Source organism: Bradyrhizobium sp. in8p8 (genome assembly GCF_000426845.1).
GTDB lineage: Bacteria > Pseudomonadota > Alphaproteobacteria > Rhizobiales > Xanthobacteraceae > Bradyrhizobium > Bradyrhizobium japonicum_C.
Window position 1 is genome coordinate 313,753 of the sequence record NZ_AUGD01000001.1, and the last position, 23,086, is coordinate 336,838.

The window sequence follows — 23,086 nt, forward strand, 5'->3', positions numbered from 1 at the left end:
CGGCGGAGACGTTAAGCCGCTAAAGAGAACGAAGAGACGATAGAAACCCGCGTCGCCGCTTGTCCGGCCACCGGGTGATGGTGATATGGCCGCCGATGGAGCGGCATACGTGGCTGCGCGACGCGCCGTTCTTCAGAGCTTCGAGATCACGACCGAGTGCGCGCATCGGCCTGCTTTCAGGCGCGACAAGGAGCACGGAGCGAATGCACCAGGCCGCAAGCCTGCAATTCGAGCGCGTGGTGAACGAGTTCGCCCGCTGGCTCGCCGTGCCCGAGAACGAACGGTCGCCGGCACCGGCCTGGTGGTGGGGACCCGCGATCGCAGTACGCGACGCGCACCAGCCGATGCCAAGGGCATGGTCGCGCACGCTCGGCCTCGACGACGGATCGACCTTTGCAGGCGGGGCGTCCCTGCTTCTTGCGCTGTTCGAGAAACAGACCTCGCTACCGTGGCCGGACGACTTTCCGCGCAAGGTGGAGAGCGAGGCTGCAGAGTCTCGTGAGCTGCACCCGCAGCCGTCAGACGACAGCGCGTTTCAGCCGTGACGCTGCGCCTTCGTCGGCAGACTCCGGCTGGAGCGGGGGCGCGACCGGCAGCACCATCGGCCGGAGCAGCTCGGCCATCTGCCGCGCCGGCAGCGGCTTGGAGACGAGGAAGCCCTGCATCTCGTCGCAGCCATGGGTCCGCAGGAACGTCTCCTGCTCGGCATTCTCGACGCCTTCGGCGACGACGGTCATGCCAAGTGCCTTACCCATGCTGATGATCGCCTGCGCGATCGCCTGGTCCTCCGAATCCTGCGGCAGATCGCGCACGAAGGAGCGGTCGATCTTGATGGTGTCGATCGGAAAGTGCTTCATCAGCGACATCGACGAATAGCCGGTGCCGAAATCGTCAATGGCAAGACGGATGCCGCGGCTCTGGATGGAGTCGAGCACCTTGAGCGCGCGCCCGACATTGCGCATCATCATGCTCTCGGTGACCTCCAGCTGGAGCAGGACCGGCGACATCCCGGAGGCGGCCAGCGCCTCATCGACGTCCTGCAACAGATGCTCGTCCGCGAACTGCCGCGGCGACAGGTTGACGGCCATGGACAGCGGCAGCAGGCCGCGGCGCTGCCAGGCCATGGCCTGCGCGCAGGCCTCATTCAGCACCCAGCGGCCGATCGGCACGATCAGCCCGGTTTCCTCCGCAAGCGGAATGAACTGGGCGGGCGAGATGCTGCCGAGATCCGGATGGGTCCAGCGCAGCAGCGCTTCGACGCCGGTGATCTGACCCGTCTCCATGTCCACCTTGGGCTGGTAATTCAGCGAGAACTGCTCGCGCTCGAGCGCGCGCCGCAGCGCGCTCTCGAGCGACAGCCGCTCGATCGACTGCGTCTTCACTTCATTGGAGAAGAATCGATAGCCGTTCTTGCCGTCCTCCTTGGCGAGGTACATCGCCATGTCGGCATTCTTGGTCAGCGTCTGCGCGTCGGAGCCGTTCGCCGGATACATGGCGATGCCGATCGAGGCCGTGGTGTGGCACTCGTGACCCGCCAGTTCCATGGGCTCGGCAAGCACGGCGAGCAGCTCGGTCGCGATGCGCTGAACGGCGTCGATCTCCCCGCACTGGTCGAGAATCACGACGAACTCATCGCCGCCGAGCCGCGCCACCACGTCACTGGTCCGCAGCGCACCACGCAAGCGGTTCGCCACTTCGAGCAGGAGCAGGTCGCCGGCCTCGTGACCCAGGGAATCGTTGATGACCTTGAACCGGTCGAGATCGATGAAGAGCACCGCGAAGCGGTGATCGCGGCGCTGCGCCGCATCGATCGCGTCACGCAACAGCCCGTTGAAGGTCTCGCGGTTCGGCAGGTCGGTCAGGCTGTCATGCGATGCGAGGTACTCGATCCGCTCGTCGGCATCCTTCTTCGCGTCGGCGCGGTCGAAATTCTCCATGGCGAAGGAGACGTTTTCCGCAAGGCGCTGCAACAGCTCGACGAACTCAGGCGTGAAGGTGGCCGGTTCGGTCGACATGTAGATCATCACGCCGACGGCCTGATCGTGCACGATGAGCGGGAAGGCGGCGCCCGACCGCGCTCCGTCTCCACGGACGATGGCATGGAAGACACGGACGCGGTCGTCGTTGAGATAATCGTTGCTGATGCAGGGCTGCCGCGTGCGGAACGCCGTTCCGCTCATCCCGCGCCCTTCCGGCCGCTCGGGATCGATGGAGAGACGGACGTTGCGCGTGGTGTCGGCGGACGGACCGGCGGTGGCGACGATCTCGAGCTGATCCGTGCCGGCCCTGGCCAGCGCAATCGTGGTCGAGGTGAACTTGGCGCCGTTGGATGCTGCAAGGCAGACGAGGTCGAACAGCTCGGCGCGCGACTTCGCCCGCATGATCGCCTCGTTGGTCGCACTCAAAGACGCGAACATGCGCGTCAGGCGTTCCTTCTGCGCTTCGGTGCGGGCCTTCTCCTCGGCGCGCTCGAAGTTGTCGAGTGCGAAGGAGACGTTTTCCGCCAATCGCCCGAGCAGCGCGACCAGATCGGGCGTGAACGTGTTCTCTTCCAGCGCGAGGAAGAGCAGAATGCCGACCGGTTCCTGTCCTCCCCTGAGCAGCGGGAAGCTCGCCGCAGCCCGCGTTCCATCCTCGACGGCCTTTGTGCGCCAGTGCGCGGAGCTCGGCTCGTTCAGATAGTCGTTCATGACACTGGGTTGGCGCGTCCGCAGCGAGGTGCCGATGATGCCTTCGCCCTCGGGATGGCCGGCGGAAATGCTGCAGGTACGTCCGATCATGCGCTCCTGCAGGCGCCCCTTGACGGCGACGACGCGAACGACCTGAAGTTCGTCATCGATGATGCCGATCGTCGCCGAGGCGAAGAGGTCGCCGAGCACAGCCGCCTGGCAGGCGGCCTCGAACAATTCCTCGCGCGTCTTGGCGCGCATGATGGCTTCATTGGTTGCGCTCAGCGCCTCGAACATGCCGCTCAGACGATTGCGCTGCTTGTCCGCTCGCGCCTTCTCGTCGGCGCGGTCGAAACTCTCGAGCGCGAAGGCGACATTGGCCTGGAGCTTGCGCAGCAGCTCGACGAGCTCGGGCGTGAAGGTGCCGCGCTCCGGAGAGTTGAACAGGAAGACGCCCTCCACGCGGTCGCCGTTGAGCAGCGGCAGTGCCGCGGAGGACGCGATGCCGTTGCGGTGGGCGCTGGCCTGCCACGGCGCCATGCGGTCATCGGCGAGCACGTCGTTGCTGACGGCGGGCTGCCGGCTGCGGAACGCGGTGCCCGTCAGCCCGCGCCCTTCGGGAACCCGGTCGGAGGTGGAAAACGTGAAGTTGCGGACCTGATCCGCATTCGGCCCGTAGGAAGCAACGACGCGAAGCAGCTCAGCGTGATGGTCGGCGAGCGCGATGGTGGCGGAGGTGAACTTGGCTCCCTTGGCCGTCGCCTCGCACACGAGATCGAACAGCTCGGTCCGCGACCCAGCGCGCAGGATCGCCTCGTTGGTGGCGCTGAGTGCCGCATACATTCGCGCCAGGCGTTCTTCTCCCGCAGCGATGCTGGCTTTCTCGGCCTCGCGGCCGAAATTCTCGATCGCGAAAGAGACGTTCTCCGCCATGCGCAGCAATAGCGCGACGATCTCCTCGTCCTTGACCCAGGAGCGGCTGACGAAGAACTGCAGGACGCCGACGCTTGCGCCGCGTTTGATCAGCGGCGCAATCACGCAGGCGGCAACGCCGGTGTTGACCTTGGCCTGCTCCCACGGCGTGCCCCTGGTGCGGCTTGCGAGATCCTCCTCGACGATGGCCTTCTGGGTCCGAAACACCTCGCCGGAGATGCCCTTGCCGTAGGGATTGTCCGGGTCGACCGAATAGCGCGCCTGGGTGACCAGCTCGAGGTTCTGCCCCGTGGCCGCGACCGGAACCATCCAGTGTGAATCCGGCTCACGTAGCAGCACGATGGTCGCCAGCGACTTGCCGCTGTGGACGGAGGCGTCGCACACGAGCTGATACAGCTCCTGCTCGGTCTTCGCGCGGAGGATGGCCTCGTTGGTGGCGCTGATGGCGCCGAACATGCGGTTGAGCCGCCGTGTCGCCTGCTCGCTGACCTGCCGCGCGGTCTCGCGCGCAAAATTGTCCAGCGCATAGGAAATGTTCGCCGACATGCGCTCGAACAGCGACACCATCTGCTCGTTCAGCGAATTGGCCTCTCCGCTCGTCACGTACAATACGCCGACGCTCTTGCCGTCGCAAAGCAGCGGCAGCGCCGCAGCCGCACCGATGTGGGCCTTGGCGGCGCTCTCGCGCCACGCCAGCGAGCGCGGATCGCTCAGATAGTCATTGGAGACGCATAGCTTCTGCTCGCGAAAGGCCTCACCGCCGACGCCCGAGCCTTCAGGGGTACCGGCTTCCGTCGTGATCCCGATGGAGCGCAGCCGTTCAACGTCGTCGCCGCAGCCCGCCGCAAAATGCAGCCGGCGGCCGTCCGGTCCCACCAGGAACACGGCGACGCCCAAGAAGTCCCCACTCGAAAACCCGGCGTCGCAGACCTTCTGGTACAGCTCGTCGGGCGATTTCGCATAGAGGATCGCTTCGTTAATGGCGCTCAACGCCGCAAAGGTGCGCGCGAGTGTCGTCGGCACGATCTCAGCTCCCGGGCATTCTGCCTATTTCTCCCGGTGCCTTTATCAACGGTGATCGCCTAAGTGGTCGTTATTGCGCGCTGCAAACCATCCATCAAAGTGAATGAGCTACGAATGAGGGGCGCCAAACTGTCGAAAATGCCGCCATGCGGGACGAATCTTCGACAAAGGGTGCGTCCTCTCCACGAAATTGCAGCCCTGTATTGGTTTACGGGAGATTGATATCGCGGCGGCGCTTTGAGACGATGCGACCAACGAGCAGCCTGTTAGGGGCCAAATCCGAGGGAACGCCATGCCGATCGTCAAAGCCGATCGCCTGAGGCGCATCAGCGCCGCGCTGCTCCGCGCCGCCGGCGCTTCGGAGGAGGAAGCCGACGCCGTCGCCATCGGCTGCGTCAACGCCAATCTCGCCGGCCATGATTCCCACGGGGTGATCGCCGTTCCCACCTATATCGACCGCATCAAGGCCGGCCACATCGTTCCCGGCGCCAAGTGGACCATCGTTCAGGAATCCCCGACCACGACCGTGATCGACGGCCATTGGGGTTTTGGCTTCCATGTCAACGCCAGGGCGATGGCGCTGACGATCGAGAAGGCGAAGACGGGCAACGTCGCCGCTTGCACCGTGTTCCGACAGAGCCATGTCGGGCGCCTGGCGGCCTACCCGCTGATGGCGATGCGCGAGGGCATGATCGGGATTGCGACGGCGGACTCCGGCCGTTCGCCGAAGCACGTGGCGCCGTTCGGCGGCAAGGAGGCGCGGCTCGGCACCAATCCGATTTCGATCGCGGTGCCGTCCGATCTCGATGCGCCGTTCTGTCTGGACATGGCGACCTCGGCGGTCGCTGCCGGCAAGATCCAGCTCGCGGTCGCCCGTGGCCAGGAAATCCCCACCGGATGGATCATCGACGCCGAGGGGCGGCACACCACCGACCCGACGCAATACCGCAAGGGCGGCGCGCTGCTGCCGCTCGGCGGTACCGAGGGTTACAAAGGCAGCGGCCTCGCCGCCATGGTCGAGGTGCTCTGCGGCCTGCTCACTGGTCTCGGCTTCGGGGTCGAGCCGACGGGGCGACACAACGACGGATGCTTCATGGCGGTCTTCAATGTCGCAGCATTCAGAGCGCTGAAAGAGTTCAAGCGCGAAGTCGCGGAATTCGCGCGTTATCTGAAATCGACGCCGCCGTCCGAAGGCAGCAACGGCGTGTTCTACCCCGGTGAGATCGAAGGGCTGCGCCAGCAGCAGCGCCTGCGCGACGGCATTGAGATCGAGGATGCCACCTGGGAAAGGCTGTGTGCGCTGGCGTGCGAATACAGGCTCGACACCGTCCTCGATCTGGCCTGACGTCATCAGGAGAGCAGCAGCATGAATCGGCAGATGGTCCTCGTCGGCTTCCTTCAGGCGCAGAACTGCACGAACCTGCCGAGCTCCTGGCGACATCCCGACTCCCGCAACGACTCGATGTCGGCGGACTATTATCAGGAGATCGCCAGAATTCTCGAAGCCGGCAAGTTCCACATGGCCTTCTTCGACGATCGCCTGGCGATGCCGGACCGCTACGGCAATGACCACGCCCACACCGTCGAATACGGCATCCGCTGCGTGAAGATGGACCCGCTGATCGTGCTGACCACGATGGGCATGGTCACCGAGAAGCTCGGCTTGGGTGCCACCTGCTCGACCACCTATTACGAGCCCTTCGACGTGGCCCGGCGCTTTGCAACGCTCGACCTGATGTCGGGTGGACGCGCCGGATGGAATGTCGTCACTTCGCTGAACGACGGCGAAGCCCTCAACATGGGCCGGGATTCCCATCCCGAACATGATTCCCGCTACGACCGCGCCGATGAGTTCATGGAAGTCGTGCTCGGCCATTGGGACACCTGGGAAGACGGCGCGCTGATCATGGACAAGACAAGCGGCCGCTTCGCCGATCCCGCCAAGGTGAAGCGGCTCGACCACAGGGGACAGGCCTTCAGGTCGCGCGGACCGTTCACCGTCCCGCGTTCGCAGCAGGGCCATCCTGTGATCATCCAGGCCGGCGCTTCCGGCCGCGGTCAGCGCTTCGCCGGGCGATGGGGCGAGGTGATCTTCACGGCCGCGCGCAATCTCACCGCCGCCAAGGAAGGCTATGCGTCCGTGCGCAACGAAGCCGCAAAGGCCGGACGCGATCCCGACCAGATGTTCCTCTGCAACTTGACGACGCCGGTCTGCGCCGCGACAAAGGCTGAAGCCGAGGACAAAATGGCGTTGATCAACAAGCTGCCGCTCGAGATCGACGCGCTGTCGCTGCTCGCCGAAGCGCTCAACTATGACTTCGCCTCCAAGGGTCTCGACGAGCCGCTGACGACGGAAGAACTGAAGAGCATGCAGGGCATCCTGGGTATCCGCGACGGCGTGCTGAAGAGTTCGGGCAAGAGCAATCCGAGCGCACGCGACTTCGTCACCTTCTCCGGCCGCGGCCAGGTCCAGGACGCCGTGGTCGGCGGCCCAAGGGAGATCGCGGACAGGCTGGAGGAGATGTTCGTCGAGCGCGGCTGCGATGGCTTTGTCATTGCCGCAACCCATGTGCCCGGCTCCTACGCGGACTTCGTGCGACACGTCGTGCCGGAACTGCAACGGCGCGGGCTGTTCCAAGAGGACTATCGCGGCAGGACGCTGCGCGAGAGTCTCGGGCTCAGGTGCCCGGCTGCCGGCGCCTGGAAGGTGCAGCCGCCCGATGCGGCGGAATGACCGGGAGTACAGAGCATGCGCTGGTTGAAGTTCACCGCCTCGAGCAGGAGCTCCTGGGGAATTATCGAAGGCGAGCAGGTCGTCGCTGTTGACGGTGATCCCTTCGGCGAATGGCGGCGCACGTCGCGCATCCTTCCGCTGTCCCAGGCGAAGATCGAGCTGCCACTGATCCCGCGAACCTTCTATTGCGTCGGGCTGAATTACCTCAGGCACCTGAAGGAGGCCGCGGACAAGCGCGGCGAGGTGCCGGCAGTCCCCGACCGTCCCGAGATCGGCTATCGCGCACAGAACGCGCTGATCGCCCATGGCGAGGACGTCGTGATCCCCTCCTTCGCGACGGACAAGATCCACTATGAAGGCGAGCTTGTCGTGGTGATCGGCAAGAAGGTCAAGCATCTCACCGAAGCGAATGCGATGGATTGCGTGTTCGGCTACACCATCGGCAACGACGTCAGCGAACGCAACTGGCAGAAGGCGGATCGCGGCCTGTGGCGCTCGAAGAACGCCGACACGTTCAAGCCGATGGGCCCGTGGATCGAGACGGACGCCGATCTCGACAAGATGGAGACCATCGTCCGGGTCAACGGCCGCGAGACCAACCGCTTCCACACCAACGACATGATCTTCGGCGTGGCGCCCTTCCTGGTCGAGCTGACCAAGTACTTTACGCTCTGGCCCGGCGATGTGATCTGGATGGGTACCGACGGCGCCTCGCCGGATATCAAGCACGGCGACGTCGTGGAGGTCGAGATCACAGGCGTTGGCACGCTGCGGAACAGGTTCGTGCGGGAGGGGCGGTAGGCGCTAGTCCTTCGACGAAATGAGGCTCTTGGGCAAGATGGCTGCCTCGGTCCGGTTACGGACCTTCAGCTTCCGCATGATATGGCGGAGGTGGACCTTGACCGTATGCTCGCTCATGTTGAGCTCATAGGCAATCTGCTTATTGGCTTTGCCATGACGGATTGCCTCGAGAACGGCGGTCTGTCGTTCTGTAAGCGTTACTTGCGGCTTGACCGGGGCAGGCGGTGGCTCACGATCAACGAAGCTGCTCGCGGGAACGAAGATCCCTCCGGCCTCGACCAGCCGCACCGCTTCCACGGCGACATTGAACGGGAGATTGCTGGGGATGTATCCACGCGCTCCACGCTTCAAGGTTCGAACAATGTGATCGACATCATCTACGTCCGACACGACAACAAAGGACGTTTTGCCGGTCGCGCTATCCAGACTCTGGAGATCATTCAAGCTCGATGCGTCTCCGGACTCAACCACGATGATGACGACTGCCGGCGCCGAAGCCAGCGGCTCCGTAGAACCACGCCAGTCCTCTACGCTCGCAAACGAATAGACGTGATGATCCTGGTATGAAACCTCGAGGCAGCGGGCGAAACAATCTCGAAATACGGCACGTGGATGAATCACCACGATCGTAGGCTTCAGCTTCGAGGCAATCGTGGCTTCCGGCTGCTCGAAGTCGAATCCATTGGGAGCGCCGCGCTCAACCGCTTCCGGCGACTCGTCCGAGAACGGATCGCCACCACGCACCCTTTTCGAGCCCCGAATGAGCTGCCGCGAGCTCGACGCAGGAGAGAGCGGAATCTCAATCGGCGCAGAGAAGCATACCTCCTCCGCAAAGTGACCGACGGCATCATCATCATCGGCTCCGCCATCGCCTGACGGTGGCGCAATCAAATGGCTTTCTGAAAGTGACCGCAGCGAAGGCTGCGAACTCAAATGCAACAAACTACGCACGATGCTACCCTCTTGTAATGATTACCCCGCCTGATCTAAAATTTTCTTGGTAGCTTTGAATGAAATAATGTTTGCATTTATCATATCTGCCCACCATGCACAACTCACAGTTATTCAAAGTCAGCAGCGGCCCGACGTCACAGCTGATCGCGGCAGCCGACCGGGTCATTCGCGCGCGCACAAATATAGGCATCGAAGCATTGCGACCATGCCTCTCGAACATCCTCCCGTTGCGCCACCGGACTATCAAGCAAAGTATCGACGAGCGGCAAACCCGCTCCTTCCAGCATTTCTTTCGTACTGAACAAAACGAGAGCGAACGCCGCCGCATTGTGACAGCCTAGCTCGAAGTCACGATCGCGGCCCTTGTTCAACAGCATGAAACGCTCCGCAATCCCGCTATCTCGAACGGACGTAATATCGTGCCAAGCTCCGTGTTGAATACGGAAGAGCGCACGTTCAGAGAACTCTCCACCCTCGACCCTTGCGACGACGCTAATAAGCATAACGACAAGACCAGTGATGTAGGGATCCGACCAGACGGCCTCGCTGATCCCGCCAAGACGCGCGCGGCTTTGCTCGACGATCGGCACGAGCATATCGGCCGCAGCCTTGCGGGCTCTTCGGACCCGAACCGTGTCCCGCACCCAATGCCACATCTTCAACCCCGCTGCTTGTTGCAGCGCGAAGACCTCTACCGATCTCGCCAGCGTCTTGCCCGTTCGCAGACCCTCTCGTATATTTCGATCGCATTCATTCTGAGCGCGCTGTACGTGTTGCGTAGGAGCGAGCCCTGAACCATGCCGTCCGGTCGACTTCCATCCAAACCCGATTTCGACGCGATCGCAGCCGCAGCTCCCGCCTCGGCCGATCGGCGCACGCTGATCCTGGCGCTGATCGGAAACCTGGTCTCCAGCTGGTCGAACAATGAGAGCCTGTTCATCTATGTGCTCATGATCCTGCTGCGGACCGATCAGGCCTCCGCTGCACTGACCTTCGCAACTCTCAACACCACGCGAGCCCGGCTCGACCTCATACAGAGGCTTGCGAAGATCACGATAAAGGACAAGCAGCTCAACGTCGCCCTCACGAAGGTGATCGAGCGGTTCAATGAAACTACTCAAATCCGCAACGAATTCAACCATTGTATGTACATCGTGGATTCTACCGGACAGATCACCTCTACTCAGTCGATGCGCATCTCGCAGAGCAAGAATGGCCTGCAGTTCGGAGAAAGAAAGCCGATGGATGACGCTCGGCTCAAGAGCATGGTCAACGCCACGAAGGACATGACCCGCATTAACCGGGAGATCTGGGATCTGCTGCCCCGGCTTGAAAGCCATATCCGTTCGACGGATGCCGCGCGTTGATCTTCCGGCCGCCCCAGCTGAACCGTCGCCTTTCACGACTATGCCGACCTCTGCCGCAGACCGCGCCGACGTTGCTGCTGCAACGCTTACGTGCGGCCCCACTCGACCGATCGAGTGATGCAGTAACGGGCTCTCTACTCCTTTGGGTCATGCCCCTCCCCCAAAAGGGTTAGCGACACGCGTGTGACGACCTACATCAATAGACAGGGCAGACGCATACGAACAGCTTGTTGCGACGCCTTCTTCGCGGCCGTGCGATAGCACGAATGTGCAACTAGCCAATCAATCCGACCCGAGCAACGTTGAGCCTGCGAAGTCTCGTGAATGATCGCGGGAGGGTCGCAGCCGGAACATCCGGCTTCAATCGCATCGTAGTCTTGGTCGTCGCAGACGCAGAAGATCAGCGATCTCCAGAACGACGATGCTCCTTAATCCAGCAGGAGTTCGTCATGAGCTATCCCAAGAAGAAGTACGATCCGGATCAGGACCAGGATCAAGAGCAGGACCAGAAGCAAGCCAACCTGCAAGGCCAGCTGCAAGGTCAGCTTCAGGGCCAAGGTCAGGGACAGGCGCAAGGTCAAGCCCAGCTTGCCGTTCAGTCGCTCGACTCCAAGAGTGAGAACGAGAACGAGAACGACAACGACAACAGCAACGAGAACAAGAACGAGAACGAGAACTCGATCGACAACAAGGTCGACAACAAGCTGGCCAACAGTGTCGACAATGACGTCGACAACGAGATCGAGAACAAGGTCGAGAATACCGTCGACACCAAGGTCAACGTCGAGGTTGACGTCGATATCGATCTCGATCTCAAGGCCGACGGCCTGAGCAGCCCCGTGATCGACCTGTCGTGCCTGAGCGACGTCAAGGGCTCGGTCATCATGCCCGACGTGGTTGACCAGAAGCTGGACGGCAATGGCAACCAGTTCAATATCGACCAGGTCAACAACCTGATCGACAACGACTGGAACCGCTCGTCGGTCGACTACGACGGCAAGGGCGGCGAGTTCAGGATGGACGCCAAGGCCGAGGGCGGCGACGTCAAGATGCATTCCGACATCGAGGACGTGATCGGCGATTCGGCAAGTGGCGTCACTGCGTCTGCCGACGCTGCCATCAGCCAGGAAGCCTTCAACCAGACCATCACGCAGGGTGCGAACATCCAGTTCAACAGCATCACGATGAGTGTGGCAGGCAACGACCTCCAGGACAGCCACGATCTCGGCTGACACGTGACGCGACCCGCGCGGCGCCTGCCGCGCGGGACTTTTTGGCCGGCATATTTGCAACGACCGTGATTCATTTAAGCTCCGCGCTTCCCTTGCGCGAGATTTTTTGGCTCGTGGGCCTGTGACGGGAGGCTCTCATGGTTCCTGGCGGAATCACCGAACTGGTTTGGCATTTCATCGCCCATCTGCGCATCACCGACGATATTGCACGCGATCGCACGGCCTACGAAGGGCCTGCCCTTCCGAAGCCGCTGGACGACTACAAGACGCCGCGGCCGGATTTCGATCGCGACCACGATCTCGATGCATTCGATACGACGCCGATCGGTCCTCCCGTCATCCGACTCCTTGACGATCACATCCTTTCCAAGCTGCCGCAGGTGAGATCGCAGGGCATCCCAATCGACGATGATCTCGATCTGCCGACGAGGCTGCCTGCAACGCCGATATTCCGCCCCGGCGCCGGCGGTGGCGGCGGCGGCTCGGACCATGAGATCAAGGTGATCCACGAGCCCGGCGGCGAACAGGGCCAAATCCAGATACGTCAGCTCAACGGAATGCTGGACAATGACATAACCCTCCAAGGCAGCTTCGGGAGCGGCGACACGGGAGTGCTCTCTGCCCAGGCCGCGCAAATCAGCGCGCAGGCGGCTTCACTCCTGCAACATATGGCGGATGACGCCAATGGGCAGATCCCGAGCCAATGGTGGATTCCCCAGAACGGTGCAGGAGTGACCGCCTTCGTCCAGGATTTCGACAACGGCCAAGTCGCGCACGATGGCACCGTCAACGCCAATTCCGTTGTGCCCGGATACTATCTCAATGGCGAACTTCAGACGCCCGCCCCAGAGCCCCCCTCTCCAGAGCTCGGCAGGCCCGCCGATCCAGACACGGGAAACGGCCTTGGCCTTTGGGCCGAGGCAGGCGGCAACGTCAGCTTCAACGGCGTCATGATCGTTGATCTCAGCGAGTCCGGCCGATCCATGATCGTAAAGGGGGACTATTTCCATACCAACGCGATCTTCCAGACCAACTCGTTGATGGACGAGGACCAAATCGCAGCTTCGCAAGCCGAAGACGGATCGATGACCGCGGGAGACGACATCACCGACAACATTGCCGACTTCATCCAGCACCCCGGCGTCTACAGCCTGATGCCGGCGACCTATGCGGGACCGAACTGGCATGTCGATGTCGTCAACGGCGATTACTACAACGTTCAGACCCTCGTGCAGATGAACTATCTGCTCGACAATGACGTAATCGTCCAGACGGGCGGCAGCAATCACTATGACCTGATCTCTGGAGAGAACGAACAGGGGAATCTCGCACAGATCTTCAATGGCAGCTTCCATTACGATCTGATCATCGTTGCCGGCGCCTATCACGGCATGAACGTGATCTTCCAGAACAACATTCTCCTGGACAATGACGCCGTCACCCAGCTCGCCAAAGGCGACGAGCAGACGCAATCACTCGCTACGGGCCAGAACGAGCTCCTGAACGCGGCCACCATCGAGACGTTCGGTAACGACAATTTCCTGCCGCTCACCCCGGGCTTGGAGAGCCTCGTTGCCGCACTCGCAAACGGCATACCCGGACTGGATCCGGAAACCGGAACGTTGCTCCCAGGGACGGGTGGGACCTTCGAGGTCCTCTACATTACCGGCGACTACTACGACATCAATGCGGTCTGGCAGACCAACGTGGTCTCGGACGTCGATGTGCTGCTTCAGCTTCTCGAGCGTCCGTCGGACGCCGCGCAACAACTTCATCCCGGCGACGATGGCGCTCAGGTCGCCAGCACGGGCGCGAACATGCTGACCAACGACGCAGCCATCGTCGATGTCGGACCGACAGACGCCTATGTCGGCGGCCAGGTCTATGGCGACACGATTCTGGTCCAGGCAAACCTGCTGCCGACCGACGCCGACCCCGCTCTCGCCAGGGATACCCAAACATTGGTGTCCGAGCTCGTGGCATTCGTGACCGACGCGCAGGACGAGGAGCAGCAGGCGCCACCAGCGCCGCCCCCACCGCCCTGCGACGACGCCATCTCCAACGTCATGCACTAGAACGCAGGCGAACCAGAAGCATCGGTTGAATGGCGGATACAGGAGGGCGGTCAATGGGTTGGGGCAGCGAGGAGAAGCGCGATCTCGCGCGCGACATCGAAGACAGCACCTCTGCCGACGGAGATACCGCCAGAGTTCTCACGTTTCCCGGCCGTCCCCACGGCCGAGAAAGCCGCAGCGACGCATCGATCGTTTCTCCGTTGCCCGGAGAGCGACCGCAGCCCCCAAGCCCGGACGCAATGCCCCCTACCCCCACGTCCGGAACCGTGTCCGCTGCGACACCCACGACCGCCTCCGGCGCAAGACTGGAGCAGCCAGCCGTTCAACAACCCCGAGGAACGCCTGCGCGCAGCGACGCGCGCGGGACGACCGATAAGGCGTCGATCGGCAACGGCTCGGCCAGCCCAGCTCCGCCCGGCGGAGGCGGCGGCGGAGCCGCAAGCGGCGGCGGACGCGGCAATGGCGGCGGCTCACAGCCCTTACACAAACGATCCGGGGACAACGAGTTCCGTGACGTGCTCGGCAAGGGGCTCTCCGGCGCGCGGCGCAATCTCGTCACCGTCGGAATCTTCTCGGTAATGGTCAATCTGCTCGTACTCGCGATCCCCGTCTATCTCTTCAACATGTCGGACCGGGTGCTGACCAGCCGCAGCACAGACACTCTTGTGATGCTGACAATGATCGTCGTCGCCGCGATCGCCGCTCACGTGCTGATGGACGTGCTTCGCCGCATCATCCTGATGCGCGTCGCCGTGGACACGGAAGCGCGGCTCGGCGGCCCGGTGCTGAGTGCCGCAGCAAAGGCGGCGCAAACCGGATCAAGCCGTGAGTTCCAGACCCTCGCCGATCTCCAGCACCTGCGTTCGTTCATCACCGGTCCGGTGTTGCTCACCATGTTCGATGCCCCCGTGACCCCGATCTACTTCGCCGTCGTGTTTCTTGTTCACCCCCATCTCGGGCTGATCGTGCTGTCCTCGGGCGTGCTATTGATGGGCGTCGCCTTGCTCAATCAGAGAATCACGGCGATGCCGTTCACGCGGGCCAACGCCTACGGAACGCGGGCAAATCTGCAGGCCGAGGCCATGGCGCGCAACGCCCAGGTCATCAACGCGATGGGGATGATCCCCGAGGGCGTTCTCGTCTGGGGACGCGAGACCGTCGAGTCACTGAAGGAACAGGTCATCGCACAGGATCTCAACATCCTGATGACCGGGATCTCCAAGTTCCTGCGACTTTGCACGCAGATCGCGATTCTTGGCTGGGGCGCCTGGCTTGCCCTCGAAGGCCAGCTGACCGGCGGCATGATCATCGCAGGCTCGATCGTCGCCAGTCGCGCCCTCGCTCCGCTCGAAGGCACGATCGAGGGTTGGCGCAACTTCGTTCAGGCGCGATCCGCTTACAGCCGGGTGAAAGCTCTGCTCCAGAGCTCTCCGCTCAATCTCGACCGGCTGCGCCTGCCGCGCCCACAGGGGCACCTCAGCGTCGAGCGAATTCTCTACGTTCCGCCGCCAACGAAGAAGGTCATCCTGAATGGCATCAGCTTCCAGCTCGAGCCGGGCGAGTCGCTGGCCATCGTCGGCGACTCCGGCGCCGGCAAGACCATGCTGGCCCGCATGCTCGTCGGCTCGATCATCCCGACCGCAGGCAATGTGCGACTGGACATGATGGACCTGCGCAACTGGGATCCGAGGCAATTCGGCGAGAGTTGCGGATATCTCCCGCAGGACGTTCAGCTCTTTCCGGCCTCGATCAAGGCCAACATCGCGCGGATGCGCGAGGATGCGATCGACGCCGACATCTTCGATGCAGCCGAGCTCGCCGACGTCCACGAAATGATCTCCAGCTTTGCACAGGGGTACGAGACCATCGTCGGGATGGACGGAAGTCCCCTGTCCGGCGGTCAGAGGCAGCGCATCGGGCTCGCCCGCGCGTTCTACGGCAATCCCCGCCTCATGGTGCTCGACGAGCCGAACTCAAATCTCGACGCCAGTGGTGAACGCGCTCTGGCCAAGGCTCTTCTGCGCGCCAAGGATCGCGGGATCACGGTGGTCACCGTGACGCAACGGGCCGCCCTCCTGAGAAGCGTCGACAAGATCATGATCCTGAGCAGCGGAGCCGTTCAGGCCTTTGGCACGAGGGACGAGATCATTCCACTCATCACCGGACGGAAGCCGAACGGCGGCGACGGTCCACCCTTGCTGAATTCCTAGAGCATGATCGGACTGTCCAATGTCGAAGGACCTTGTTCTCCGTCAACAACCGCCCGAAGCTGCATGGTACGCGAATTTGCCCCGTTCGACGCGGCTTCCTACCATCGCGGGCATCATCGTGATGACAGTGATGCTATGCGGCTTTGGCGTCTGGGGCAATGTCGCTCCCATTGCCGGCGCCGTGGTCGCCTCCGGCGTGTTCGTCGCCACGGGCCAGAACAAGATCATTCAGCATCTCGAGGGTGGGGTAATCCGCACCATCCATGTGCGGGAGGGCGATCTGGTCGAGCAGAAGCAACTCCTCGTCGAACTCGATGACACCGTCCCTCGCGCGGAGCTGCGGCGTTTGTACCTGCGCAGCCTGCGCCTGAGCGCGATCGATGCCAGGCTCCAGGCGGAGATGCGCGAGGATGCAGAGATTCAATTTCCGGAGTCGGTTCTCTCGGCCACAAGCGATCCGGAAATTTCGCAGATCATCGAAAGTCAGAAACTCACCTTCATCGCACGCAGGAACAATCTGAATAGCGACATTGCCGGCATCGAGGAGGGCATCAACGCCCTCAGCGAGCGTATTCAGGGCTCAAATGTGCAGCTCGATGGCGTGCGGCGTCAAATCGCTCTGCTGGACGACGAGATCGAGACCAAGCGGTACCTGCTGCAGACGGGCCTCGTTCGCAAGCCTGAACTGCTGGTTCTGCAGCGCACAAAGGCCAATCTCGAGGGCGAGATCGGTCGCATCCTCGGCGAAATCGGCGACGCCAAGGAGCGCATCGCGCGTTCCAAGGAGCAAATCAACGGCGTGCGCAAAACCGCGATCAAGGTCGCCGTGGAGCAGATGCACGAGGTGCGGGGAGAGCTTGCGGATGTACGCGAGCGCATGCTCGCCGCCCAAGGCGTATTGGACCGCATTCGGATCACCGCCCCCGTCAAGGGAGTCGTGGTCAAGCTGCGCTATCACACCCAGGGTGGCGTGGTCGAGCCCAGCAAGACCATCATGGAAATCCTGCCTCTTCAGGAAGAGCTGATCATCGAGGCTCGGGTTCGGCCGCAGGACATCGACACCATGAAGAACGGACAGCACGCGATGGTCCGCCTGACCGCGCTCAACCAGCGGATTACGCCGATGATCTCGGGCGACGTGATCTACTTGTCCGCGGACACGCTCGCCGACGAGCGCAAATCGCAGCAGGTCGGACCAACCGACATCTACATCGTGCGGGTGAAGCTCAACAGGAACGAAGCGATGGCAATCCCCGATTTCAGCCCGACACCGGGTATGCCGGTCGAGGTCTACATCAAGACCCACGAGCGGACTTTCTTCCAATACATCGTGAAGCCGATCCACGACAGCATGATGCGGGCATTCCGGGAGCGGTAACGACGGGAGTCCAGGTCAATTCGTAGCCAACTGACAGAGTGAGGGCACTGTGCACATCGATCTGATAGAGACGTTCGATGACTTCGAGCGTATCGAGGACAACTGGAACGCGGTGTATGATGCGGACCCTGACGCGCAGCTCTTTCTGTCCTGGAAATGGTTGGCTGGATGGCTTCGGCAGATTGCGGGGCCTTGGCTGATCCTGGCCGCCCGCGAGAGCGACGACGACGGCGCTCCGTATGTCGCTTTTTGGCCGTTGCGGACCTACTTCAAGTCAACCGACGGGAAGTTCCGCAACGAGCTCAACATGGCCGGCAATTTCTCTGCCGATTATACCGGCATCCTGTGCGCGTCTCGCTTCGAAAGCCAGGCGATCCCGGCTTTCGCAAGACAGCTCAAGCGCATGAATTGGGCGCGCGTGAACCTCGACAATATTCGCCTGTCCGGGACACGTTATCGCCTGCTCATGGCGCATTTCCCGAAGGCGAAGTTTCAGCACGACGAGGTCAACCGGATCAACAAGGTCGACGGCATCGACAACAACGTATGCCCGTTCGCTTCGCTTCCGGCCGACTGGGACGCTTACCTCGCCGGCCTGAGCGCCAATACGAGGCAAAAGATCAGGCGCCTGCTCAAGCTGGTGGACGCTCCGGGAGAGTTTCGCATCACCGAGGCAACGGCCGAGACGATCGATCGCGATCTCAATACGCTTCTCCAGCTCTGGGAAACCAAATGGCGGCCGCGCAAGGGTGGTCTCGTCGACAAGCTCGTTCGTTCAAACCGCGCCATGCTGACCACGAGCTTCAGGTCCGGCCTGCTGTTCTTGCCGACATTGTGGCAGAATGATCGCCCACTTGCGGCCCTTGCCACCCTGATCGACCGGAGAAAACGCAGCTTCCTGTTCTACATGACGGGCCGTGACGAAAGCCATGACGGACCGCCGGCCGGAGTGATCCTGCATGCCTACAGCATTCGCCGGGCCATCGCCGACGGTTTCGCGGAGTATGACTTTCTGCGTGGAAATGAACCCTACAAGTATTCGTTCGGGGTCAAGGAACGGCGCATTCGCAGTGTCACCATCAGCACGAGAAACGGCCTCAATCTCGGTGGCCGGCTCGACCGGAGAACCCTCGGTGATGCCCTCGAAGAGGCGACCAGGCTACACCAGGCCGTCAAGCTCGCCGATGCGGAGCGCGGCTACCGGCAAATCCTCGACGTCGAGCCAGGAAATCCGGACGCGATCCACCGCCTCGGCCAGCTCTATGCCACGCGCGGAAATCACGTTGCGGCAAGGCGATTGTTCAAGCTGCTGACGGCGATCAAGCCCGAGACGCACAAGTCCTGGTTCTGCCTCGCGCAGTCCTGCGAGGCTCTCAACGAGCATATGGAAGCCGCCCGCAATTACCGGGAAGTCATCAGGCTGAAGCCTGATGCGCCCGACGCATTCAGCGCGCTCGGGAGAGTTCTGGTCAAGCTCGGGCTCGTTCGGGATTTCGACGAAGCGCTCGCCGTGGTTCTCGGCGAAGCCGAACAGCAATGCGACAGGCCGGAACGTGCGACGCGCATGCTGCCCACCAGAGACACAAGGGACGCGCGTTAGACGCCGACATCAGTCAGGTTCAAAACGGCAGCTCCACACTCGTCTTGATCTCCTTCAGGACCACGTTGCTGCGGACGTAGCGGATGCCGGGGATGCGGAACATGAACTCGTCAAGAAACCTGTTGTAGGCGGCCATGTCCTGCACGACGACACGCAGATGATAGTCGGCATCGCCCGTCGTCGCAAAGCACTCCAGCACCTCGCGGCGCTTGGTGACCCTGGCCACGAACTCATCGACGAACTTCGCATCGTGCCGCTCCAATGACACGTGGAGGATGGCGGACATTGCAAAGCCCGCCTGCTCGCGAGCGACCAGCGCCGCATAGCCCTGGATGACGCCGCTGTCCTCAAGCGCTCGCACCCGGCGCCAGCAGGCCGAGGTGGACATGCCGACTTCATCAGCCAGCTGCTGGTTTGTGGCACGGCCGTCCTTCTGGAGATGCGCGAGAATCCGCGTGTCCTGCTCTTCGATCATGAAAGCTCCAACCTGGAAGAACCTACCACAATCAGCCATCTTACGCAAAACTCTACCGAAATGACAGACCAAATCGGTGAGATAGGTAAGATCTACCGGCTGCGCGGGCGTAACCTTCCACCATCGGGCAGGATGCCGCGCGAGGTCCGTCATGGACGCCATTTCATCACTCGATACCTACGAGCTCTCCGACCGCTACGACCGCGAGGAGGGCCGCGTCTTTCTCACCGGCACGCAGGCCATCGTCCGCATCGCGCTCGATCAGGCACGCAGAGACCGTGCGGCCCGCCTCAACACGGCCGGATTCATCTCCGGCTATCGCGGTTCGCCACTCGGCGGCATCGATCAAGAGCTCTGGCGCATCCAGGAACGCCTCAAGCGGGACCGCATCGAATTTCTTCCGGCCGTCAACGAAGACCTCGCGGCAACCGCAGTGCTCGGCTCGCAGCAGGTCGAAACGCAAGCCGACCGCGAGGTCGATGGCGTGTTCGGCCTCTGGTACGGCAAGGGCCCAGGGGTCGATCGCTCGGGCGATGCGCTCAAGCACGGCAACGCCTACGGCTCCTCGCCGCATGGCGGCGTGCTGGTGGTCGCCGGTGACGACCATGGTTGCGTGTCCTCCTCGATGCCGCACCAGTCCGACGTCGCCTTCATGAGCTGGCTCATGCCGACGCTGCACCCCGCAAGCGTCGGCGAATATCTCGCTTTCGGCGAATATGGCTACGCGCTGAGCCGCTTTTCCGGCATGTGGGTCGGCTTCAAGGCGATCTCGGAGATCGTGGAGTCCGGCGCTTCCGTCGCCCTGCGCCCCCCGCGCGCTTTTCTCGTGCCCGACTTCACGCCACCGCCCGGCGGCCTGCACTATCGCTGGCCCGACCTGCCGGGCCCGCAGATCGAGGAACGGCTGGAGGCGAAGAAGCATGCGGTCTACGCCTTCGCCAAGGCCAATCCGATCGACCGCCACATCTACGACATTCCGGGTGCGACCTATGGCATCGTCACGACGGGCAAGGCGCATCTCGACTTGATGGAAGCGCTGCGCCTGATGGGCCTCGATGAAGCGGCTTGCCGCAACATCGGAATCGACATCTACAAGGTCGGCATGGTCTGGCCGCTGGCACTCCATGATGCGATGGATTTCGTGAAGGGCAAGCGCGAGATCCTGGTCGTGGAGGAGAAGCGCGGCATCATCGAGAGCCAGTTCAAGGAATACTTCTACGACTATCCGGGCAGCAAGCCCGAGCGCATGGTCGGCAAGCACGACGAGCAAGGAGCACGTCTCATCTCCTGGATCGGCGAATTGTCGCCGCGGGCGCTGGCGTCTGTGCTGGCGCGCCGGCTCGACCCGGTGTTCCCGGGCCTCAATCTCGCGGCACGCGCGGCCGCCCTGATGCCGGAAGCGGCGCGCACGATCAATGTCGGCGGCGCGACCCGCACGCCCTATTTCTGCTCGGGCTGCCCGCATAACACGTCTACGAAGGTCCCGGAGGGATCGAAGGCATTGGCTGGCATCGGCTGCCACTTCATGGCGAGCTGGATGGACCGAGAGACCTCTTCGCTGATCCAGATGGGCGGCGAGGGCGTGAACTGGGCGGCCTCGTCGCGCTTCACCGGCCGCAAGCATGTGTTCCAGAATCTCGGCGAAGGCACCTACTACCATTCCGGCTCGATGGCGATCCGGCAGGCGATCGCAGCAGGCGCCAACATCACCTACAAGATCCTGTTCAACGATGCCGTCGCGATGACCGGCGGCCAGCCGGTCGACGGCCCCGTCAGCGTACAAGCCATCGCGCATAGCGTCCGCGCCGAGGGCGTTGAGCGCATCGCACTGGTATCGGACGATCCCGCGCACTTCAGCCCGGCCGAGCTTCCGGCCGGCGTCACCATCCATCCGCGAGAGGAGATGGATGTCGTTCAGCGTGAGCTGCGCGAGGTTTCCGGCGTCTCGGTGCTGATCTATCAGCAGACCTGCGCTACCGAGAAGCGGCGGCGGCGCAAGCGCGGGCAGATGGCCGATCCCAGACGCTTCGCCTACATCAACGACCTCGTCTGCGAGGGTTGCGGCGACTGCTCGGTCGAGTCCAACTGCCTCAGCGTCGAGCCGAAGGAGACGCCGTTTGGCCGCAAGCGGCAGATCAACCTATCGGCATGCAACAAGGACTTTTCTTGTCTTAATGGCTTCTGCCCAAGTTTCGTCACGGTCGAAGGCGCCACGCGCCGGAAGAAATCCGCAAGCCAGATCGATGCGATCGGCCGCGCGGCCGCTCTCACCCTTCCTGCGCCCGCAACGCTCGATCGGCCCTACGATCTGCTGGTGACGGGCGTCGGAGGCACCGGCGTGATCACGGTGGGTGCGCTGATCGGCATGGCCGCTCATCTCGAACGCCGTGGCGTCTCGGTCCTGGATTTTACCGGCTTTGCGCAAAAGTTCGGGCCCGTGCTGAGCTACATCCGGCTTGCCGCTTCGCCCGAAGCGCTGCACCAGGTCCGCATCGACCAGGGCGCGGCCGATGCGCTGATCGGCTGCGACCTCGTCGTCAGCTCCTCGCCGAAGGCATCAGGCACCTATTGTCGCGGCACGCGCGCCGCGATCAATACCGCGGAGATGCCGACCGGCGACGTGGTCCGCTTCCGCGACGCCGATCTCGCCTCCCCTGCCCGCTTGCGCGCGGTCGGCCGCGTCATCGGCGAAGGCAATCTCGATACGATCAATGCGAATGCGCTGGCCGAACGGCTGCTCGGCGATTCCGTCTATGCCAACATCATCATGCTTGGTTTTGCCTGGCAGCACGGCCTCGTGCCTGTCTCGCTGCAGGCGCTGCTACGCGCGATCGAACTCAATGGGGTCGCGGTCGAACGCAACAAGCAGGCGTTCGCCTGGGGCCGGATCGCAGCCGGCGATCCGGGTCTTCTGCCGAGCACGAATGATGCGCCGAAAGCCGAGACGCTCGACCATCTCATCGCCCGGCGCGCCGAGTTTCTCACGGCCTATCAGAATGCCGCCTATGCAACCCGCTACCGGACGTTCGTCGCAAGAGTCCGCAATGCCGAAGCCGACGTGAACAGCGAGGCGCTGACCGAGACAGTGGCGCGCGCGCTGTTCAAGCTGATGGCCTACAAGGACGAATACGAGGTGGCGCGGCTGCACATGCAAAGCGGCTTCATGGACGAATTGAAGAACGAGTTCGAAGATGGCTTCAGGATCCAGTATCACCTCGCGCCGCCGTTCCTGCCGTCGCGGCGCGATGTCCGTGGACGTCCGCGCAAACGCGCCTTCGGCCAGTGGATCCAAATGCCGCTGGCGATGCTTGCACGCCTGAAGGCGCTGCGCAGAACGCCGTTCGATCCGTTCGGCTACACCCCGGAACGGCGCGTCGAGCGCGAACTGATCGGCTGGTATGAAGCGCTGATCGAGCGGATGCTCGGCCACCTCGACACGGCGTCTCTTCCGGACCTCGTCGCGATTGCAGCGGCTCCCATGGAGATCCGCGGCTATGGCCCGGTCAAGGATGCCGCGATCGGGAAGGTGAAGTCCGAAATCGAGCGACTGCTCGCCGAACTTCCCGCGCCGTTGCCGGCCAGGATGCGCGCAAACGGTTGACGTGGCGCCAGCGAGGCTTCAGCCTCTGACCCTG

General features: G+C 62.7%; 15 protein-coding genes. 11 read left to right on the top strand and 4 right to left on the bottom strand.

Features of this window, described 5'->3' with window-relative positions; all coding sequences use genetic code 11:
* Positions 1 to 203: 203 nt before the first annotated feature.
* Positions 204 to 545, top strand: a complete 342-nt coding sequence (locus K408_RS0101505) for a hypothetical protein (protein WP_024337478.1) — start codon at positions 204 to 206, stop codon at positions 543 to 545.
* Here K408_RS0101505 and K408_RS0101510 read toward each other — a convergent pair.
* On the bottom strand, positions 519 to 4,625 hold the full coding sequence (locus K408_RS0101510; RefSeq protein WP_024337477.1) for a bifunctional diguanylate cyclase/phosphodiesterase: 4,107 nt from the start codon (positions 4,623 to 4,625) through the stop codon (positions 519 to 521). The two genes, K408_RS0101505 and K408_RS0101510, sit on opposite strands and share 27 nt — an antisense overlap.
* A 292-nt stretch (positions 4,626 to 4,917) precedes the next feature.
* Between K408_RS0101510 and K408_RS0101515 the strand changes: the two genes are divergently transcribed.
* From K408_RS0101515 to K408_RS0101525, 3 genes are read left to right on the top strand one after another with little or no spacing between them, the layout of a single operon-like run.
* Complete coding sequence (locus K408_RS0101515) at positions 4,918 to 5,970, top strand: Ldh family oxidoreductase (protein WP_024337476.1); 1,053 nt, start codon at positions 4,918 to 4,920, stop codon at positions 5,968 to 5,970.
* A gap of 21 nt (positions 5,971 to 5,991) precedes the next feature.
* Positions 5,992 to 7,359, top strand: a complete 1,368-nt coding sequence (locus K408_RS0101520) for an LLM class flavin-dependent oxidoreductase (protein ID WP_024337475.1) — start codon at positions 5,992 to 5,994, stop codon at positions 7,357 to 7,359.
* A gap of 15 nt (positions 7,360 to 7,374) precedes the next feature.
* Positions 7,375 to 8,160, top strand: coding sequence for a fumarylacetoacetate hydrolase family protein (locus K408_RS0101525; protein ID WP_024337474.1), 786 nt, complete (start codon positions 7,375 to 7,377; stop codon positions 8,158 to 8,160).
* A 3-nt stretch (positions 8,161 to 8,163) separates the two neighbouring features.
* Here K408_RS0101525 and K408_RS37465 read toward each other — a convergent pair whose 3' ends face one another.
* Together K408_RS37465 and K408_RS0101535 are read right to left on the bottom strand one after the other, a co-directional pair.
* The gene (locus tag K408_RS37465; protein ID WP_245265871.1) at positions 8,164 to 9,111 is read right to left on the bottom strand and encodes a response regulator transcription factor; all 948 of its coding nucleotides are present in this window, start codon (positions 9,109 to 9,111) and stop codon (positions 8,164 to 8,166) included.
* Between the two features lie 137 nt (positions 9,112 to 9,248).
* Positions 9,249 to 9,710 (bottom strand): hypothetical protein, encoded by a 462-nt coding sequence (locus tag K408_RS0101535; protein WP_155248250.1) that lies wholly within the window; start codon positions 9,708 to 9,710, stop codon positions 9,249 to 9,251.
* A gap of 201 nt (positions 9,711 to 9,911) precedes the next feature.
* Here K408_RS0101535 and K408_RS0101540 point away from each other — a divergent pair, with 201 nt between their 5' ends.
* From K408_RS0101540 to K408_RS0101565, 6 genes are all read left to right on the top strand, one after another.
* The gene (locus K408_RS0101540) at positions 9,912 to 10,481 is read left to right on the top strand and encodes a hypothetical protein (RefSeq protein ID WP_024337471.1); all 570 of its coding nucleotides are present in this window, start codon (positions 9,912 to 9,914) and stop codon (positions 10,479 to 10,481) included.
* Positions 10,482 to 10,930: 449 nt separating this feature from the next.
* Entirely contained in the window at positions 10,931 to 11,713 is a 783-nt protein-coding gene (locus K408_RS0101545; protein ID WP_024337470.1) for a hypothetical protein, read from the top strand.
* A 137-nt stretch (positions 11,714 to 11,850) separates the two neighbouring features.
* On the top strand, positions 11,851 to 13,788 hold the full coding sequence (locus tag K408_RS0101550) for a hypothetical protein (protein ID WP_024337469.1): 1,938 nt from the start codon (positions 11,851 to 11,853) through the stop codon (positions 13,786 to 13,788).
* A gap of 383 nt (positions 13,789 to 14,171) precedes the next feature.
* On the top strand, positions 14,172 to 15,998 hold the full coding sequence (locus K408_RS37470) for a type I secretion system permease/ATPase (RefSeq protein ID WP_349509750.1): 1,827 nt from the start codon (positions 14,172 to 14,174) through the stop codon (positions 15,996 to 15,998).
* A 19-nt stretch (positions 15,999 to 16,017) separates the two neighbouring features.
* Positions 16,018 to 17,376 (top strand): HlyD family type I secretion periplasmic adaptor subunit, encoded by a 1,359-nt coding sequence (locus K408_RS0101560; RefSeq protein WP_024337467.1) that lies wholly within the window; start codon positions 16,018 to 16,020, stop codon positions 17,374 to 17,376.
* Between the two features lie 49 nt (positions 17,377 to 17,425).
* Entirely contained in the window at positions 17,426 to 18,976 is a 1,551-nt protein-coding gene (locus K408_RS0101565) for a GNAT family N-acetyltransferase (protein ID WP_024337466.1), read from the top strand.
* A 19-nt stretch (positions 18,977 to 18,995) separates the two neighbouring features.
* On the opposite strand, the gene K408_RS0101570 is transcribed toward K408_RS0101565, so the two are convergent.
* On the bottom strand, positions 18,996 to 19,451 hold the full coding sequence (locus tag K408_RS0101570) for an Lrp/AsnC family transcriptional regulator (RefSeq protein WP_024337465.1): 456 nt from the start codon (positions 19,449 to 19,451) through the stop codon (positions 18,996 to 18,998).
* 151 nt (positions 19,452 to 19,602) lie between these two features.
* On the opposite strand from K408_RS0101570, the gene K408_RS0101575 reads away from it, so the two are divergent.
* Complete coding sequence (locus K408_RS0101575) at positions 19,603 to 23,052, top strand: indolepyruvate ferredoxin oxidoreductase family protein (protein WP_024337464.1); 3,450 nt, start codon at positions 19,603 to 19,605, stop codon at positions 23,050 to 23,052.
* Positions 23,053 to 23,086: the final 34 nt, after the last annotated feature.